This window comes from Streptomyces sp. NPDC085937 (genome assembly GCF_044540535.1).
Taxonomy (GTDB): domain Bacteria; phylum Actinomycetota; class Actinomycetes; order Streptomycetales; family Streptomycetaceae; genus Streptomyces.
The window spans coordinates 428,918-446,494 of sequence record NZ_JBITSH010000001.1; the positions used below are offsets into that span (position 1 = coordinate 428,918).

Annotated in this window: 16 protein-coding genes; 7 read left to right on the top strand and 9 right to left on the bottom strand. The window is 74.1% G+C overall.

From position 1 onward, the window contains the following. Positions 1–58 precede the first annotated feature (58 nt). Both ACIF8S_RS01690 and ACIF8S_RS01695 read right to left on the bottom strand, forming a co-directional pair. Complete coding sequence (locus ACIF8S_RS01690) at positions 59–1,657, bottom strand: alpha/beta hydrolase (protein ID WP_399996727.1); 1,599 nt, start codon at positions 1,655–1,657, stop codon at positions 59–61. Between the two features lie 168 nt (positions 1,658–1,825). Further along, positions 1,826–2,545, bottom strand: a complete 720-nt coding sequence (locus tag ACIF8S_RS01695) for a peptidyl-tRNA hydrolase (RefSeq protein ID WP_399996728.1) — start codon at positions 2,543–2,545, stop codon at positions 1,826–1,828. Between the two features lie 103 nt (positions 2,546–2,648). Between ACIF8S_RS01695 and ACIF8S_RS01700 the strand changes: the two genes are divergently transcribed. Then, positions 2,649–3,014: a gas vesicle structural protein GvpA gene (locus ACIF8S_RS01700; RefSeq protein WP_399996729.1), complete on the top strand. Its 366-nt coding sequence runs from the start codon at positions 2,649–2,651 to the stop codon at positions 3,012–3,014. 58 nt (positions 3,015–3,072) lie between these two features. Here ACIF8S_RS01700 and ACIF8S_RS01705 read toward each other — a convergent pair whose 3' ends face one another. The 6 genes from ACIF8S_RS01705 to zapE form a co-directional block, all read right to left on the bottom strand. Next, complete coding sequence (locus tag ACIF8S_RS01705; RefSeq protein ID WP_399996730.1) at positions 3,073–3,264, bottom strand: hypothetical protein; 192 nt, start codon at positions 3,262–3,264, stop codon at positions 3,073–3,075. Between the two features lie 18 nt (positions 3,265–3,282). Next, positions 3,283–4,125 (bottom strand): polysaccharide deacetylase family protein, encoded by an 843-nt coding sequence (locus ACIF8S_RS01710; RefSeq protein WP_399996731.1) that lies wholly within the window; start codon positions 4,123–4,125, stop codon positions 3,283–3,285. Between the two features lie 189 nt (positions 4,126–4,314). Beyond that, positions 4,315–5,841, bottom strand: coding sequence for an FAD-dependent oxidoreductase (locus ACIF8S_RS01715; RefSeq protein ID WP_399996732.1), 1,527 nt, complete (start codon positions 5,839–5,841; stop codon positions 4,315–4,317). Between the two features lie 148 nt (positions 5,842–5,989). Beyond that, entirely contained in the window at positions 5,990–7,384 is a 1,395-nt protein-coding gene (locus ACIF8S_RS01720) for a PhoX family protein (RefSeq protein WP_399996733.1), read from the bottom strand. 197 nt (positions 7,385–7,581) lie between these two features. Continuing rightward, positions 7,582–9,036: a SulP family inorganic anion transporter gene (locus ACIF8S_RS01725; RefSeq protein WP_399996734.1), complete on the bottom strand. Its 1,455-nt coding sequence runs from the start codon at positions 9,034–9,036 to the stop codon at positions 7,582–7,584. Positions 9,037–9,679: 643 nt separating this feature from the next. Continuing rightward, on the bottom strand, positions 9,680–10,819 hold the full coding sequence (gene zapE / locus ACIF8S_RS01730; RefSeq protein ID WP_399996735.1) for a cell division protein ZapE: 1,140 nt from the start codon (positions 10,817–10,819) through the stop codon (positions 9,680–9,682). On the opposite strand from zapE, the gene ACIF8S_RS01735 reads away from it, so the two are divergent. The 4 genes from ACIF8S_RS01735 (at position 10,818) to msrB (ending at position 14,219) form a co-directional block, all read left to right on the top strand. Continuing rightward, a complete protein-coding gene (locus ACIF8S_RS01735) occupies positions 10,818–11,630 on the top strand; it encodes a pyrimidine reductase family protein (RefSeq protein WP_399996736.1) in 813 nt (270 codons plus the stop codon). The genes zapE and ACIF8S_RS01735 overlap by 2 nt on opposite strands. Before the next feature lie 223 nt (positions 11,631–11,853). Then, positions 11,854–12,327, top strand: a complete 474-nt coding sequence (locus ACIF8S_RS01740) for an indole-3-glycerol phosphate synthase (protein WP_186568370.1) — start codon at positions 11,854–11,856, stop codon at positions 12,325–12,327. Positions 12,328–12,408: 81 nt separating this feature from the next. Further along, positions 12,409–13,797 (top strand): UDP-N-acetylmuramate--L-alanine ligase, encoded by a 1,389-nt coding sequence (gene murC / locus ACIF8S_RS01745; protein WP_399996737.1) that lies wholly within the window; start codon positions 12,409–12,411, stop codon positions 13,795–13,797. Between the two features lie 14 nt (positions 13,798–13,811). Further along, the gene (msrB, locus tag ACIF8S_RS01750; RefSeq protein WP_399996738.1) at positions 13,812–14,219 is read left to right on the top strand and encodes a peptide-methionine (R)-S-oxide reductase MsrB; all 408 of its coding nucleotides are present in this window, start codon (positions 13,812–13,814) and stop codon (positions 14,217–14,219) included. Positions 14,220–14,234: 15 nt separating this feature from the next. Here the strand turns inward: msrB and ACIF8S_RS01755 are convergent, their stop codons facing one another. Continuing rightward, positions 14,235–15,611 carry a hypothetical protein gene (locus ACIF8S_RS01755; RefSeq protein WP_399996739.1) on the bottom strand — a complete coding sequence of 459 codons (1,377 nt, stop codon included), beginning with the start codon at positions 15,609–15,611 and terminating at the stop codon, positions 14,235–14,237. Between the two features lie 115 nt (positions 15,612–15,726). Here ACIF8S_RS01755 and ACIF8S_RS01760 point away from each other — a divergent pair, with 115 nt between their 5' ends. Then, positions 15,727–17,013 (top strand): molybdopterin-dependent oxidoreductase, encoded by a 1,287-nt coding sequence (locus tag ACIF8S_RS01760; protein ID WP_399996740.1) that lies wholly within the window; start codon positions 15,727–15,729, stop codon positions 17,011–17,013. Between the two features lie 13 nt (positions 17,014–17,026). Continuing rightward, entirely contained in the window at positions 17,027–17,491 is a 465-nt protein-coding gene (locus ACIF8S_RS01765; protein WP_399996742.1) for a hypothetical protein, read from the top strand. Positions 17,492–17,577 lie beyond the last annotated feature (86 nt).

The window sequence follows — 17,577 nt, forward strand, 5'->3', positions numbered from 1 at the left end:
GTTCACGACGGACCCGCCGGGCCGGCTCGGCGGTCTCAGTGCCGGTACCGGACCGGTGTCACCCCTTGCCCCGCAGCGGCTCCCGCTCGCAGACGGTCCCCGCGGCCGGCACCGCGCCCTCCAGCAGGTAGGCGTTCACGGCCTCACGCACACAGGTGTTGCCGGAGTCGTACGCGCCGTGCCCCTCGCCCTCGTAGGTGAGTTCCACGCCGACGCCCTCGCCGAGCCGCTCGGCCATCCGCGCGGCACCCTCGTACGGGGTGGCGGGGTCACCGGTGTTGCCCACGAGCAGCACCGGCGGCGCGCCCGGCGCCCGCACGTCCGGGTGCTCGGCCTTGCCGCGCACCGGCCAGTCGGTGCACTCCAGCGCGCCCCACACCATGGTGTCGCCGAAGACGGGCGACGCCTCCTCGAACGCGGGGGCCTGCTCCAGCACGTCGTCCACCGTGTAGCGGTCGCTGCGGTCGGCGCAGGTGACGGCGGTCTGTGCGTCCCGCTGGTCGCTGTAGCCCCGGGCGTGGCGGCCGCTCAGGGCGTCCGCGAGACCGAGCAGGGTCGCGCCCTCGTCGGAGGCGAGCAGTTCCAGGCCCACCTCCAGGGCGGGCCAGGCGGTCTCGAGGTACAGCGCCTGGATCACGGCGTCGATCAGCTGGGAGCCGGTGAGCACCCTCTCCCCGTCGACGGTCAGCGGTTCGTCGTCCAGGGCCGCCTCCAGTTCCATGACGAGGGCGGCGACCTCCTCGGGGCTGTCGCCGAGCGCGCACCCGGTGTCCACGCACCACTGGGCGAAGTGGTCGAAGGCGAGCTGGAATCCGGCGGCCTGCGCCAGGGCCCCCTCCATCTGGTTCAGCGTGGGGTCGACGACCCCGTCCAGGACGGCGCGGCCCACGTGGCGGGGGAACAAGTGCGCGTACACGCCGCCGAGTTCCGTTCCGTAGGAGATGCCGAAGTAGTGCAGCTCGTCGTCGCCCAGGAGGTGGCGCAGCAGGTCCATGTCGCGGGCGGCGTCCTCGGTGCCCACGTGCGGCAGCATCCGGCCCGACTCCTGTGCGCAGGCCGCCGCGTACTGCTGCCGCGCCCGCAGCACGGCGGCCACCTCGGCCTCGCCGTCGTCGGGGGTGTCGTCCTGTTCGGCCATCGCCTGTGCCGCCTCGGCGTCCAGGCAGGTGACCCCGTCGCTGGCGCCGATGCCGCGCGGGTCGAAGCTCACCAGGTCGTAGCGGGACCGGAGTTGTTCGTAGTCGGGGGCGAGGGCGGGCAGCGTGGCCACCCCGGACTCGCCCGGCCCGCCGAAGTTGAACAGCAGCGAGCCGATGCGGTCGGCGGCGTCCGCGCGGGACGCCGCCCGGATCAGGGCGAGGTCGGTCGTCGCGCCGTCGGGTCTGTCCCAGTCCAGCGGCGCCCGTGCGGTGGCGCACTGCCAGCGGGTGCCGTCCGGCAACGGCTCGGGCGCCTCTCCGCCACCCTGCAGGGGGGACGGGGCGGGGCAGTCCTTCCAGTCGAGGGACTGCGCCCATATCCGTCCGCGGTCGTCCTCCTCGCCGCCTCCGCCTCCCGCGCCGCCCTCGCCCGCCGGGCCGCAGGCGGCCAGGGAGACGGAGAGCAGGACGGCACCGGACAGCAGGGCAGCAGTGGCTGTCGTACGTCGTGTCGGCATGCGCTCAGCCTCCGGCGGCCCCACCGCCCCCGCACGGCCTCACATCCATCCGGGGGACCCGGTCGGCGGGCGGACGGGCGGGGTCGGGCGGACGGTACCGGGCAGGGCCGGGCGGACCCAGGCCGGGGGGTGCCGGAGCCCTCGCGCTGCCGGGCGGTCGGCTTCAAGTCAGCGCAGCGCCGGGTGGTCCGCGACCACGGTGCACGACCCCGGGGCGATCTCCGTGAAGCCGGCGTCGCGCACCGTGGGCAGGCCGCCGCCGGCCAGCGCGGGCCAGTCGGCCGGGCCGGCGGTGCGCACGGCGAGCGGGAAGCCGGCCGCGCGCCAGGCCTCGCGGGCCGCGTCCGACAGCTCCCACCAGGCCAGTTGAGCGCCGTGACCGGCCTGCGCCATGGCCTTGCCGGCCGACATCTCCAGGGTGGGGTTCAGCCAGAGCGTGGCGACGCCGGGGTCGGCCGGGGGCACCGGGTCCGGGTCGTCGAGGTCGGTGCCGGAGACCTGGAGACGGGCCAGATCCTTCGGCCAGCCGTCCAGGGGCACCGGCGGGAAGACGCGCACCTCGGCCGACTTGCCGGTGACGGTGATCCCGGGGAGCGCCTCGGCGCGCCGCCACTCCGCGCCGCGCGCCCGGCGCACCACCTTACGGATACGGGCGTCCTGCCAGTCGCGTACCGCCCGGGCCCACTCGCCGTCGCCCACCGAGCGCTCGTCGGCCAGCATCACCAGGACCGCGCGGGCTGCCGTCTCCAGGGCGTCCGTGCGGGCAGGCGGCGAGCCGCGCTCGATACGGACCACCAGGGGCAGCACGAACTGGGGGGCCTCGTCACGCGAGCCCGGGTCGGGGCGGAAGGGGCTGTCGGGGGCGGGGGTCGTCCGGTCGTCGTTCACCCGCCCAGTGTGCCAAGCCGGACGCCGGCCGCGACGGCCGGCTCGGTCGGACATCAAGGGGCGCAGAGCGGGCACGAGGGTGGGGGGAAGGGGCTGATGAGCGATGACCCAGGTGGTGCCGCAGCGTGGCGGGGGAGGTTCCAGCGGTCTCTACGACGTGCTGGAGCTGATCCTGGACCGGGGGCTGGTGATCGACGCGTTCATACGGGTGTCACTGGTCGGTATCGAGATACTCAAGATCGACATCCGCATCGTGGTGGCCAGTGTCGACACCTACTTGCGCTTCGCCGAGGCGTGCAACCGGCTGGACCTGGAGTCGGGGCCGCGCAAGCCCGCCGGGCTGACCGAACTGCCGGAGAAGATGCGCGACTCGGGCTCCAAGGGAGTGGCCAAGGGGCTGCTGTCCGGCGCGGTGGAGACGGTCTCCGAGGCGTTCCAGCAGGCGCGCGACGAACCGAGGCGGAAGTAGCGGCGCGTCTCCGGCGCGGCTGACCGTCCGTCGCGCCTCGCCGGCCTCGAACGCTCCGTCAGCCGGAGCAGGCCGTGCGTTCCGCCTCGCGCCATTCGCAGGCGGGGCACAGGGTGATGCCCTTGTAGGAGTCCGGGTACTCCGTCGGCTCCTGGCAGAGCACGCACGCCGCGTACGGCGGGCCGTCCGCCTTCGGGGGCGTCTCCGTCCGGACGAGGCAGTAGTCGCGGTCGGTTCCGTTGTCGCTCATGCCTCCAGCGTAGGACGCTCAGCCGCGACCGTTCGCCGCGTCGATCAGCTCGGAGACCTTGACGAAGCGGTAGCCCTGGCGGCGCAGCTCGGGGACGACCGTCCGTACCGCCTCCTCCGTGGCCGGGGCCGCGCTGCGCGTGCAGTGCAGGACGACCACCGAGCCGGGGCGCACCCCGTCCAGCACCTGCCGCGCCACCGCTTGCGGGTCCGTGGCGAAGGCGTCCCCGCCGACGACGTCCCACTGCACGGCGGTGACCCCGGCCGGGGTGAGCGCCTTGAGCGCCCGCCGGTCGTAACAGCCGCCCGGGAAGCGGAAGTACGGCATCGGGTCGGGCACACCCACGGTCCGGAACGCCTCGTACGCCCGCTCCACGTCCGCCCGCATCCGCTCCCGCGTGACCGCCGGCAGGCCGTAGCAGTCGGCGGTGAAGGCGTAGTGGCTGTACGAGTGGTTGGCGACCTCGAACAGCGGGTCCCGGCCGATGGAGCGGGCCTGGTCCGGGTACTCCTCGGCCCACCGGCCCGTCATGAACACGGTGGCCGGCACTTTCAGCGCGCGCAGCGTCCCGATCAGCCGCGGGTGGTCGAAGCGCTCGCCGGCCGCGGCCCTCGGGCCCTGGTCGGCGGTCATGTCGGCGTCGAAGGTGAGGGCGACGGTCTTCCCGCCGTCCCGGGGGCCGTGCTCGAAGACGGGGGTGACGCCCGCGGGGCCCGCGGCGAGCGTCGGGGGTGCCGACGGGGCGGCGGGGGAGGGCGCGGGGGCGGGAGGACGGGCGGCGGGCCGCGCGGTGGTGCCGCAGGCGGCCAGGGCGGCGGCGAGGACACAGAGGGCGATAACACGACGTGAAAGTGTGATCACCGTATGACAGTAGGGCGGCCCCCGAGGTGATCGTCGCAGCTCGTGCGGAGGGGACGGCGCGCTCACCCGACCGGCGGGGGCGCGGCCCCTGGCACAGGGGGCCGCCCCCGCCGTCTCGCCCCGCCGTCTCGCCCCGCCGTCTCGCCCCGCCGTCTCGCCCCGCCGTCTCGCCCCGCCGTCTCGCCCCGCTCAGATGTCCCGGCGCTCCAGCGACCGCGTGGCCGGGCCCTGGACGACCTTGCCGTCCGTGTCGAAACGGGAGCCGTGGCAGGGGCACTCCCAGGCGCGCTCGGCCGCGTTGAAGTCGACCAGGCATCCCATGTGGGTGCAGCGGGCGGACACGGCGTGCAGTGCGCCGTCGTCGTCGCGGTAGACCGCCAGCCGGCCGCCCTCCGTGCGCACCACCGCGCCCTCCCCGGGCGGCAGCGCCTCCACCGGCGGCGAGGGCCGCAGCCGGTCGCCGACGAAGTGCTTGGCCACCTGCGCCTGGTGCTTGAGGAAGGCGGGTGCCTCACGGACCGCGGAGGTCAGACGCCGCGGGTCGTACAGCCCGCTCCAGGCACACTCCGCGCCGGTGATCTGCGCGGTGAGCAGCCGGCCCGCCATCATGCCGCCGCTCATCCCCCAGCCGCCGAAGCCGGTGGCGACGTACGTGTGGTCGGCGCCCGGGTGCAGCGGCCCGACCATCGGCACGGTGTCGGTGGGGTCGTTGTCCTGGGTGGCCCAGAAGTGGGTGAGCTCCACGCCGGGGAAGTGCCCGCGGGCCCAGTCCGCGAGCCGGTCGAAGCGCGCCCGGGTGTCACCGGTGCCCGGGGTGAAGTGCTCGCCGGTCACCACCAGCAGCCGGCGGGAGCCGTCGTCGCCGTAGGGGGCGGTCCGTACGGAGCGGGTGTTCTCGTCGGGGGTGATGTACATCCCGTCCGGGTCCAGCCCGGCCGGGACGGGACCGGCGACGACCAGTTCGCGGCGCGGGGAGAGGCGGGTGAACAGCAGGGCGCGGTCGAAGAGCGGGTAATGGGTGGCGACCACGACGTCCCGGGCCGTCACGGAGGCGCCCGTCGACGTCGACAGACGGCAGGGCGTGCCCTCCTCCAGGCCGAGCACGGTGGTGTCCTCGTGGACGTGCCCGCCGCGCGCCACGATGTCGTCCGCGAGCGCGAGCAGGTACTTCCGCGGATGGAACTGCGCCTGGTCCGTCACCATCACCGCGCCCGCCACCGGGAACGGCAGCCCGGTCTCCGTCACGAACGACGCGGGCAGCCCCGCCTCCCGCGCGGCCCGCGCCTCCGCGCGCAGTTCGTCCACCCGGTTCTCGTCCCGGACGTAGGTGTACGCGCTGCGGCGCTCCCAGTCGCAGTCGACGCCCAGCTCCGCCACCGCCTCGGCGGTCCGCTCGATCGCCTCCGACTGCGAGCGGGCGTACAGCCGCGCCCCCTCGCCGCCGCGGGTACGGCGCAGCTTGTCGTAGACCAGCGAGTGCAGCGCGGTGATCTTGGCGGTGGTGTGTCCGGTGACGCCCGCCGCCACCTGCCCGGCCTCCAGGACGGCGACGCTCCGGCCGGCCCGGGTCAGTTCCCACGCCGTGCACAGGCCGGCGATGCCGCCGCCGATCACGGCCACGTCGACGTCGAGGTCCTCGGCGAGCGCGGGACGGCGCTCCCCGCCCGGTGCGGTGCTCAGCCAGTACGAGTCACCCGTGTGCTGCTTCTCCGTCATGCGGGGCCGGGTACCCCGGTGTCCGGGGTTCACCGGAGTCCGGAGCCCGCCGGCGGCCAGGTGTGAGCCGTCCGGGTCAACCCCGGCCGCGGCGTACCCGCGGTACCGGGGCGGAGGGCGCACGCCCTCCGCCCCGGCCATGACGGTGCTACCGGCGCCAGGGGCCGGTCACGGCGAACGTCGTCCCGGGGTCGTAGCAGTTGACGTACATCGTCCGGCCGTCCGGGGAGAAGGTGACGCCGGCGAACTCACCCCACTCCGGTTCCTCGGGGGTGCCGACGTTCTGGCGGTTGCGGGCCATCGGGTAGACCTCGCCGCGCCGGGTCACGCCGTAGACGTGCTGGGCGCCTCCGCCGTCCTCGCACACCATCAGGCCGCCGCTGGGCGCGAGGCAGATGTTGTCCGGGGACTCGCCGGGCAGCTGGATGTCGGTGTCCGGGCCGAAGACGATCACCAGGGTGAGACGCCGCCGGTCCGGGTCGTAGCGCCAGATCTGACCGTAGTGGTCGGCGGCCGAACCCTCCGAGGCGTGGGCGAAGGACGACACGAAGTAGACGGAGCCGCCGCCCCAGTAGCAGCCCTCCAGCTTCTGCGCGTGCGTGATGCCCCCCGGGCCGAAGTCCTGGAAGCGGATGGGCGTCTCGACGGCCAGCGGGTCGGGGACGTCCACCCACTCGACGTCGTCGAAGCGGGCACCGATCTCCTGGATCGAGGACAGGTCCGGCACCCCGGGCACCCGCATCGCCTGAAGCGTGCCGCCCGCGCGGAGGGAGCCCGTGCCGCCCAGCGGCTTCTTCGGCAGGAAGCGGTAGAACAGGCCGAAGGGGCGCTCGAAGGCGTCCTCCGTCTCGTAGACCACGCCCCGCTTCGGGTCGACCGCGATCGCCTCGTGCTGGAAGCGGCCCATCGCGGTCAGCGGTACGGCGCCGGTGCGGCGCGGGTCGGCGCCGTCGACCTCGAAGATGAAGCCGTGGTCCTTGGTGTAGCCGTTGGTGCCGGCCTTGTCCTCCGTCTCCTCGCAGGTCAGCCAGGTGTGCCACGGGGTCGGGCCGCCCGCGCAGTTGACGGCCGTACCGGCGATCGCGACCCGCTCGGAGAGCACTCGGCCGCTCCGGTCGAGGGTCAGCGCGGTACAGCCGCCCTTGCCCTGCGGGTCGTACGTCAGTCCGTCGATCACCGGGACCGGGACTCTGCCGGTGTTGCGGTTCTCGTGGTTGCGGACCAGGTGGGTACGGCCCTGCCGGCCGGCGAAGGCGGCCATGCCGTCGTGGTTGGAGGGAACGGGCCCCTCTCCCGAGCGGAGCTGGTCGCCCTCCTTGGAGAGCACCTTGTAGCGGAAGCCCCTGGGCAGGTCGAGCAGTCCGTGGGGGTCGGGGACCAGGGGGCCGTAGCCGGAGTGGCCGAGGTCCTGCGCGGCCGAGGTGCCGGTGAACAGTTCGGAGAGGGCGCCGGTGAAGGCGATGCCGACACCCACGGCACCGGAACGGGCGAGCATCTGGCGTCGGGTTGCCGTGGAGCCGTGGGGGGACCCGTTTTCTGACATGGGGAAACCTTCCTGCTGGCGGACAGGAACTGTGACCCAGCCGTGTCTATCACCTGGTGCCGGTCCCGGGAACCACGCGAACCACTCGTGTCCCGGACCCGGCACCCTCGACCGGCCGCCGGCCTGACGGACCCGGCACCCTCGACCGGCCGCCGGCCCTCACGGACCCGGCACCCTCGACCGGCCGCCGGCCGGGACTATCGCGTGGTGAGCCGTACCGGTGGGGTGTCGGGGGAGCTGTGGCGGTCGGCCCAGTGGTGCAGCGCCGTGCTGCAGGCGTGGTCCAGGTGGTGCAGCCCGGTGAGGTCGAGTTCGACCGGGCGGTCCTGGGGGAGCGACTCCAGGGTGTCGAGGATCTTCGGCAGCCGCAGGAACGTCGCGTTGCCCGAGAGGTGGACCTGGACCGGTCCCGCCCCCTTGTCCATGACCTCCAGCTTGATCTTCGAGGACTCCCACGCGGTCTTCACCACCGACAGCGCGAGGCCGATCAGCACGCCCTCGAACATGTTCACCACGACGATCGACACGGCCGTGGCCACCAGGATCAGCGCCTCGCCCCGCTGCCCCCGCCACAGCGTGACCAGCCCCCGGAACGGAATCAGCTTCCAGCCGGCGTGGATCAGGATGCCGGCCAGCGCGGGCAAGGGGATCAGCGCGAGGGCCGACGGCAGCAGCGCCGCGAACAGCAGCAGCCACACCCCGTGCAGCACCCGGGACGCCTTGGTCCTCGCGCCTGCCTGGACGTTGGCCGAGCTGCGCACGATGACCGCGGTCATCGGCAGCGCGCCGAGCAGCCCGCACACCGTGTTGCCCGCGCCCTGCGCCATCAGCTCCTTGTTGTACCGGGTGCGCGGACCGCTGTGCAGCCGGTCGACAGCCGCCGCGCTGAACAGGCTCTCGGCGGAGGCGATGAGGGTGAAGGCCACGACCGTGCCGAGCATCCCCACGTCCGCGAGCGCCTCGAAGGCGCTGGTGCCGGGCGGCTGGACGGCGTCGATCAGCCCTCGCACCTCGACCGTGGCGGCCGGCACGCCGAACGCCGCCGTGACCGCCGTCGCCAGCAGTACCGCCGCGAGCGCCCCCGGCACGGCCCCGGCCGGTCCCGGCAGCCGCCGCCACAGCACCATCACCACGACCGTGCCCGCGGCGACGGCCGCCGAGGCGAGCGCCTCCCGGCCGGCGAGCACGTCCGCGGCGGCCCCGGGCAGGCCGAGGATCTTGTCGACGCCGTCGGCGGGCGCCTCCAGTCCGGCGGCCGCGTAGAGCTGTCCGGCGATCAGCACCAGGCCGATGCCGGCCAGCATGCCCTCGATCACCGACAACGAGATGGCCCGGAACCAACGCCCGAGCCGCAGGGCGCCCATGACCAGTTGCAGCAGGCCCGCGGCGAGCACGATCACGCCGAGCGCGGGCAGTCCGTAGGTGTCCACCGCCTCGTACACCAGCACGGTGAGTCCGGCGGCCGGGCCGGACACCTGAAGGCTGCTGCCCGGCAGCACCCCGGTGACCAGGCCGCCCACGATGCCGGTGATCAGGCCGAGTTCGGCGGGGACCCCGGAGGCGACGGCGACGCCCACACACAGCGGGACGGCGACGAGGAAGACCACGAGCGAGGCGGCGACGTCCTGCCGCAGATGGGGTAAGCGGAGCACGCGCGCCCTCACCGGGTCCGGCGCGGGCCGGTGGCGGCGGCGCGCTCGACGTCGGCGGAGCGGAAGACGGGAGGGGGAGCGGAGCGGGGTGCGGAAGGGTGAGCGGAGGAGAGTGCGCAGGACCGCGCGGAAGGGAGTACGGCGCCGGGGAACCGGTCCCCGGTGCGGCGGGCCGTCGGGTCAGGGCGTCGGCCGGGCGTACGGGGGCGGCCGGCGAAAGGGCGGAGCATCTGTTTCCTCCTGGCGCGTGTGGGGACGCGTCGGACGGGCATGACGAGGACCGGTCCGCTGATCCGTGGCCCGTGCTTGACGGACCGTATGCGCGGATGCAAAGGACACAGGAGCCGCGCAGCGGGCGGCGGAGGTAAAGCGACGGCAAGGGCCGGGGGTGTGGCAGCCGGTCGCCCGACCTCGCAACACGGGTACCTGCAAAGGTGGTTCGCACCCCGTGCCGCAGGTACACGCTGGGTCAACGGTTGGTCAAGAAACACCGTAACCCTGCGTGGCCGTTTGCAGGGTCACATCGGTGAGCCACGCCGGAGAGAGCCCGAAAAGGGCGGGTGGGATGGCGCGAACGCTCCCGTGATCACCGATGGCCCGGCCGAGCGCCGAACGTGCGTGCGGCGGGCGGCCGGCGCCTGGGTCAGACGGTGTCGGTGAGCCGCTTGGCGTCCCTGGCCAGGGCGGTGAGCCGGGAGATGGCACGGAAGTACTTCTTGCGGTAGCCGCCCTTCAGCATCTCCTCGCTGAACAGCTGGTCGAACGGCAGCCCCGACGCCAGCACCGGCACCTCACGGTCGTACAGCCGGTCCGCGAGGACCACGAGCCGCAGCGCCGTCGACTGGTCCGGCACCGGACGCACCCCGGTGAGGCACACCGCGCGGATACCGTCGGTGAGGGCGCCGTAGCGGCTCGGGTGGACCCGCGCGAGGTGGTCGAGGAGGTCGGGGAAGGCGTCCAGCGACGCGCCCTCGGTGGCGTGCGCGACCCGGGTCACCACGTCGTCGGCGTACGGCGGCGGCGCGTCCGGCAGTCCCCGGTGCCGGTAGTCCTCGCCGTCGATCCGCAGCGCGCGGAAGTGCGCCGACAGGCCCTGGATCTCGCGGAGGAAGTCCGCCGCCGCGAACCGGCCCTCGCCCAGCTTGCCCGGCAGGGTGTTGGAGGTGGCGGCGAGCGCGACGCCCGCCTCGACCAGCTTGCCCAGCAGGGTGGACACCAGCACGGTGTCGCCCGGGTCGTCCAGCTCGAACTCGTCGATGCACAGCAGCCGGTGCCCGGAGAGGGTCTTCACGGTCTGCTGGAAGCCGAGCGCGCCCACCAGGTTGGTCAGCTCCACGAACGTGCCGAACGCCTTGAGCGACGGCTCGGCCGGGGTGGCGTGCCACAAGGAGGCCAGCAGGTGCGTCTTGCCGACGCCGTAGCCGCCGTCGAGGTAGACCCCGCGCGGTCCGGACGGGGCCTTCTTCGCCGCCTTGCCGAAGCCGAACAGCCGGCGCCGCCCCGAGCCCCCGCCCGCCTTCCCGTCGAGCCCCGCCGCGAAGCCCTCGAGGACGCGGACGGCCTCGGTCTGGCTCGGCTGGTTCGGGTCGGGGATGTAGGTGTCGAAGCGGACGGCGTCGAACCGCGGCGGCGGCACCATCTCGGCGACGAGCCGGTCCGCGGGGACGTGCGGCTCGCGGGAGCACAGCGCGAGCGGGGTCACGTCGGCTATGGGACCGGGACGGGAGGCTGCGGAGGACGACACGGTCCCCCATCGTACGGGGCGTGGAAGACTGCCTGACATGCGACGCCTGTTCCCCGTGACCGACGTGACCGACGAGACGGCAGCCACCGGTGAGGCGGCAGCCGCCGGCGGGGCGGCCGGCCGGGAGTGGAGCCTGGCCGAGCTGGCCGCCGCGTACGCCTACCCCGAGCCGGGCCCGGAGGGCCGCGTGCCGTGGCTGCGCGGCAACATGGTGTCCACCCTCGACGGCGCCGCCCAGCACGAGGGCCGCTCGCAGCCCATCTCCTGCCCGGCCGACATGCGGATCTTCGGCGTGCTGCGGGCGCTGGCGGACGTGGTCGTGGTCGGCGCGGAGACGGTACGGCAGGAGGGCTACCGCCCGGCCCGCGCCCGCGCCGAGTTCGCCGCCGCGCGGGAGGCCGCCGGACAGACGCCGGCGCCGGTGATCGCGGTGGTCACGGCGAGCCTGGACCTCGACTTCTCGCTGCCCCTGTTCACCTCCCCGCAGGCGCCGACCCTGGTCCTCACCGGCGCCGGCGCCGACCCGGGGCGCGTCGCCGCCGCCGAGAAGGCCGGCGCCCGGGTGGTCGTCGCCGGGGAGGGCGCCGCGGTGGACCCGGAGCGGGCCGTGCGGGCGCTCGCCGGGCTGGGCCACACCAGGCTGCTGACCGAGGGCGGTCCCCGGCTGCTGGGGCAGATGGTCGCCGCCGGTGTGCTGGACGAGCTGTGCCTGACCGTCTCGCCGATGCTCACCGCCGGTGACGCCCAGCGGATCGCCGGTGGACCGTCAGTGACACTTCCGCGGCGTTTCGCGCTGTCGTCGATGTTGGAAGAGGACGGTTTCCTGTTCACGCGCTACCGCCGGACCTGACCGGCCCGGCCGGGGCGCGCCCGCCGGAAGGAGGAGAACCCGGTTTCCGCCGGCCCGCCGGTCCGGCGATCGGCGGAACGACCCGCCCGTCCCGCGCGGTGACGGGCCAGACTGATTCCCGGCCGTACTCGCGCCCGCACGGGGAAGGATGATCTCCGGGGGCCTGGCTCGGCCCACGGAGCAGCGAGGGCCCGAGGGCCCTCCGAGGAGTAAGGGGCGCCTGGTGTTCACAAGCGTACTGATGATCGAGAAGGCCCTGACGTCCGCCGACGTGGAGTTCGTCACCACCCTGCACGGCGACGAGCCGGTCTCCTTCCACGTCCTGCTCCAGCCACGCGGCGAACAGGCCGACCGGCTGCTGAGAGCCATCGACGACGTCGCGCTCGGCGAGCTCGACGAGGCCGTGCGCGAGGGCGAGACCCCCGAGGGCGAGGAGGCCCGGTCCATGGGGGAGCGGGCGCTGGCGGTGTCCCTCCAGGCGCTGCGCACGACCGGCGACACCGCCGAGGGCCACCTGGTCGAGAACCACCCGCTGGACGCGTTGCGCAAGCTGGTCCAGGAGGTCGGCGCCGACGAGGTGATCGTCCTGACCGACCCGCACTACGTGGAGGAGTTCTTCCACCGCGACTGGGCCTCCCGGGCCCGCCACAAGGTCGGGGTGCCGGTGCTGAAACTCTTCTCGCACAGCAAGGCATAGGCTGGGGCCGGCGCTCTCCCGGCTGTCCCGCGAGGGCGCGAAGACCGTCGTCCCGCTCGTCGCACCACTGGGAGAACACGCATGGCACCCGGCCTTCCTACCGCCATGGACCGACCGCACTTCATCGGCATCGGCGGCGCCGGGATGTCGGGCATCGCCAAGATCCTCGCCCAGCGGGGCGCCGCGGTGGCCGGGAGCGACGCGAAGGACTCGGCCACCGCCGAGGCGCTGCGCGGCCTGGGCGTCACCGTGCACATCGGCCACGCCGCCGGGCACCTCGCCGACGACGCCAGCTGCGTGGTGGTCTCCTCCGCGATCCGCGAGGACAACCCCGAGCTGCTGCGCGCCGCCGAGCTGGGCATCCCCGTGGTGCACCGCTCCGACGCCCTCGCCGCCCTGATGGACGGCCTGCGCCCGATCGCGGTGGCCGGCACCCACGGCAAGACCACCACCACCTCCATGCTGGCGGTCTCCCTCACCGCGCTGGGCCGCGAGCCGTCGTACGCCATCGGCGGCGACCTCGACGCCCCCGGCTCCAACGCGCTGCACGGCGCGGGCGAGATCTTCGTCGCCGAGGCCGACGAGTCCGACCGCAGCTTCCACACGTACGCGCCCGAGGTCGCGATCATCCTCAACGTGGAGCTGGACCACCACGCCAACTACGCGTCCATGGAGGAGATCCACGCGTCCTTCGAGACGTTCGTCGGCCGGATCGTGCCCGGCGGCACCCTGGTGATCTCCGCGGACCACGAGGGCGCCCGCGAGCTGACCCGGCGGCTGGACGGCTCGGTGCGGACCGTGACGTACGGCGAGTCCGCGGACGCCGACGTGAAGGTCCTGTCGGTCGTCCCGCAGGGCCTGAAGAGCGAGGTGACCGTCGAGCTGGACGGCGCCCCGCTCACCTTCACCGTGTCGGTTCCCGGCAGGCACTACGCGCACAACGCGGTCGCCGCCCTCGCCGCCGGCGTCGCGCTGGGCGTCCCGGCCGCCGAGCTGGCGCCGGCGCTGGCCGCGTACACCGGTGTCAAGCGCCGCCTCCAGCTCAAGGGCGAGGCGGCCGGCGTCCAGGTGATCGACTCCTACGCGCACCACCCGACCGAGATGACCGCGGACCTGGAGGCGATGCGCTCCGCCGCGGGTGAGGCCCGCATCCTCGTCGTCTTCCAGCCCCACCTGTTCTCCCGCACCCGCGAGCTGGGCAAGGAGATGGGCGTCGCCCTCGCCCTGGCCGACGCCTCGCTCGTGCTGGACGTCTACCCGGCCCGCGAGGACCCGATCCCCGGCGTCACCAGCGAGCTGATCATCGAGGCGGCCCGCGCGGCCGGCGCGGACGTGACGGCCGTCCACGACGCGGCGGAGATCCCCGCCGCGGTCGCGGGAATGGCCAAGGCAGGCGATCTGGTTCTCACCATGGGAGCGGGCGACGTCACCGACCTCGGCCCCCGCATCCTGGACCGTCTGTCGAACTAAGGGGCTGGAACCTCATGCCGTACGACGTGGAGAAGCCGGACGAGCAGTGGCGCGCGGAGCTGTCGCCGTCCGAGTACGCCGTTCTGCGCCAGGCGGCGACGGAACCCGCCTTCACCGGTGAGTACACCGACACCAGGACCGAGGGCGTGTACTCCTGTCGCGCCTGTGGCGCCGAGCTGTTCACCTCGGACACCAAGTTCGAGTCGCACTGCGGCTGGCCGTCGTTCTTCGACCCGAAGGACACCGACGCCGTGGAACTGGTGCAGGACCGCTCGCACGGCATGGTGCGCACCGAGGTGCGCTGTGCCCGCTGCGGCTCACACCTCGGGCACGTGTTCGAGGGTGAGGGCTATCCGACGCCCACCGACCAGCGGTACTGCATCAACAGCATCTCGCTGACCCTGCAGCCCGCCGATTCCTGATCCGACGCCCGCTCCTCACCACCCCGTCAGCACGAGGTGGTTGAGGAGCAGGGCCACTGCCGCCTGCCCGGCGAGCCAGCCACGCGGACCGGGCAGGAAGGAGCCCGCCGGCAGCAGCCACAGGGCGAACGGCAGCCAGATCCGTTCCGTCTCCGCCTTGCTCATGCCGGACAGGTCCGCGATCAGCAGGGCCAGCAGCGCGGACCCCACCAGCAGCGCAAGCCGGGGCGCGGGACCCCGCAGGAGCGCCGCCCGTCCGGTCCCGAGCAGCACGCCGCCGCCCCTGCGCAGCCCCGCCACCGTGGCCGGGCCGACGACCAGCACCGCGCACGCCAGGTTCGCCCAGATCCAGTAGCCGTACGGGCGCACCCCGCCCGCGCCCTGGTAGTAGCGGGTGACCAGCAGCCGGTACGCCTCCCACCAGTCGAAGCCCAGCGCCGTGAACACGGCCGGCACGACCAGGAACCCGGCGGCCACGTACGGCAGCGGCCGCAGCCGGCGGGTGCCGAGCAGCAGCACCGCCGCGGCGATCACCGCGACCAGCGTCAGCCCGTACGACAGGTACAGCGTCAGCCCGAACAGCAGTCCCGAGCCGAGGCCCGTCCACGCGGGGCGGCAGCCGGTGACGGCGAGGGCCAGCAGGGCGAGCGCCCACGCGGCGACCGCCGCGAACCAGCCGTCGGCGGAGGTACCCGTCCACACCGCCGCCGGGGCCAGGACCACGAAGGGGGCGGCCCGGCGGGCGAGGCCCTCGTCGGCGAGCCGCCGCACGGTGACGAGCACGGCCACCGCCGCCGTGGTGCCGGCCGTGACGACGAACGCCCCGGCCCAGCCGCCGCCGCCCAGGCCGATCCGGTCCAGCAGCACGAAGGTGAGGGTGGCGCCCGGCGGGTGCCCCGCGACGTGCGCCGGCCAGTTGTCGGGGGTGCCGATGAGGATGTGCGCGTGGAAGTCCCGCAGCGTCGCCGGGATGTCCTGCCACCGGCCGACGACCTGGAGGTACTCGTGCCGGGTGGTCAGCCGACCGGCCACGCCCCGGGACCAGCCGTCGACCAGCGCCAGCGACCACGTCCAGGCCAGCGCGCCGCCCCACACGGCGAGCAGCAGCCGCCGCCACGGCAGCCGGGCGGTCAGGGCCGGGCCGTACGCCACGACGGCGACGGCGACCGCGATCGCCGCCGGGGTGCCCGGGCCGACGTGCGGCATCCAGGTTCCCACCAGGGGCGGCCAGCTCACACGGAGGGTGCCGTAGCGGTTCTGGATGTGGGTGCCGACCAGGGCGGCGACCAGGACCAGCGCCGCGGCGGCGACGACGGCGTACCCGTCGAGCAGCGTGCCGCGGGAGTCGCGGACCGGGTCGCGGGGGCCGGTGCGGGGAGAAGTGCGCTTCACGTCGTCACACGCTAGGCCGCCGAGCCTGCGGCAAGCGGCTGACGAGCGGGGACGTCAGCGTTTCGTCACCGGTTGCGGACCCTCCTCCGGGGTGCGGCCGCCCTACGGTCGGCACATGGCACGGTCTTCCCTCCCCGGCCGCCTCCCGCGCGGCCCCTTCGCACCGGACTTCTGGCGCAGCCCCCTGCGCGGTCCCCGGTTCACGTCGGTGCTCGGCGTGGTCCTGCTCGCCGGCATCACCGTCATGTTCGTCACGGGCCTGCTGTCGTACGCCGCGTACAACCCGGATCTGTCACCGGTGAACGACCGGACCCCCGGCAAGGGGATCCTCGGCTTCTACCTCTTCTCCTGGCCCACCGATCCCCCCTGGCTGTACCGGCTGACCCAGGGCGTCCACGTCACGCTCGGCCTCGCGCTGGTGCCGGTCCTGCTGGCCAAGCTCTGGTCGGTCGTGCCCAGGCTGTTCACCCTGCCGCCGGCCCGCTCGGTCACCCACGCCCTGGAGCGGATCTCGCTGCTCCTCCTGGTCGGCGGGGCGCTGTTCGAGTTCACCACCGGCATCCTCAACGTGCAGCTCGACTACATCTTCCCGGGCTCGTTCTACCCGCTGCACTTCTACGGCGCCTGGGTGTTCTTCGGGGCGTTCCTCGCCCACACCGTGCTGAAGGCGCCGGCGGCCTTCCGCAATCTGCGCCGGATGCGGCAGGGCGCCGGCGAGGGCGGGGACGAGGACCCGGTCGAGGCGCCCGTCGGGGATCTCGCCGCCCCCCGGCCCGACCCGCCCACGGTGTCCCGGCGCGGGGCGCTCGGCCTGGTCGGCGGCGGCTCGCTGCTGCTCGTCGCCACCTCGGCCGGGCGCAGCTTCGACGGGCCGCTGCGCGAGACGGCCGTCCTCGCCCCGCACGGCGGGCCCGAACCGGGCAGCGGACCGGGCGCCTTCCAGATCAACAAGACGGCCGAGTACGCGGGCATCCGCCCCGACGACACGACCGAGGAGGCCTGGCGGCTCACCGTCACCGGGCGCGCCGGCACGGTCAGGCTCAGCAGGGCCGAACTGCTCACCCTGCCGCAGCACGAGGCCGCGCTGCCCATCGCCTGCGTCGAGGGCTGGTCGACGTCCGACCAGCGATGGCGCGGGGTGCGGCTGCGGGACCTCGCGGCGCTGGCCGGCCACGACGACCCGGTCGACGTGTTCGTCGAGTCCCTGCAACTGCGCGGCACCTGGCGGCACGCCGCGCTGAGCGCCGATCAGGTCGCCGACGGGCGCTCGCTGCTGGCCCTGTTCGTCAACGGCGCGGAGCTCACCCCGGACCATGGCCACCCGGCCCGCGTCATCGTCCCCGCCGCCCCCGGCGTGCTCAACACCAAGTGGGTCGCCCGGCTGACCTTCGGCGAGCTGTGAGGAGTTGCCTGTCATGCGACGTTCCCCGCTGAACCGGGTGGCCCGGCCGGTACTGGGCAGCCCGTTCCACCTGCTGGTGCTGCTGTGCTCGTTCGCCCTCTGCGCCTACGCGGGCGTACGGCTGCTCGACGGGGACTGGCTGATGATCACCGTGTGGTTCGTGGGTGCCGCCCTGATCCACGACCTGGTGCTGCTGCCGCTGTACGCGGCGGCCGACCGGGCGCTGATCACCACCACCGGCCGGCGCGCGGCCTGGGTGAACCACGTACGGGTGCCGGCCGCGCTGTCCGGGCTGCTGCTCCTCGTGTGGTTCCCGCTGATCACCGGACGGGTGTCGGAACGCTACGCGGCCGTCACCGCCCTGTCCGCCGACGGCTTCGCGGCCCGCTGGCTGCTGGTGACGGCGGCGCTGTTCGCCGGGTCGGCGGTCCTGTTCGCGCTCCGCACGGGCCGCCACCACCCGGCACCGGACGACTGACCCGGCCGCCGCGTGGTGGGTGCGAGGCGGCCTAGGATGGGGTGATCGTTTCGGTCGGCCGGGGGGCCGGCTCGAGGGGGAGGGGG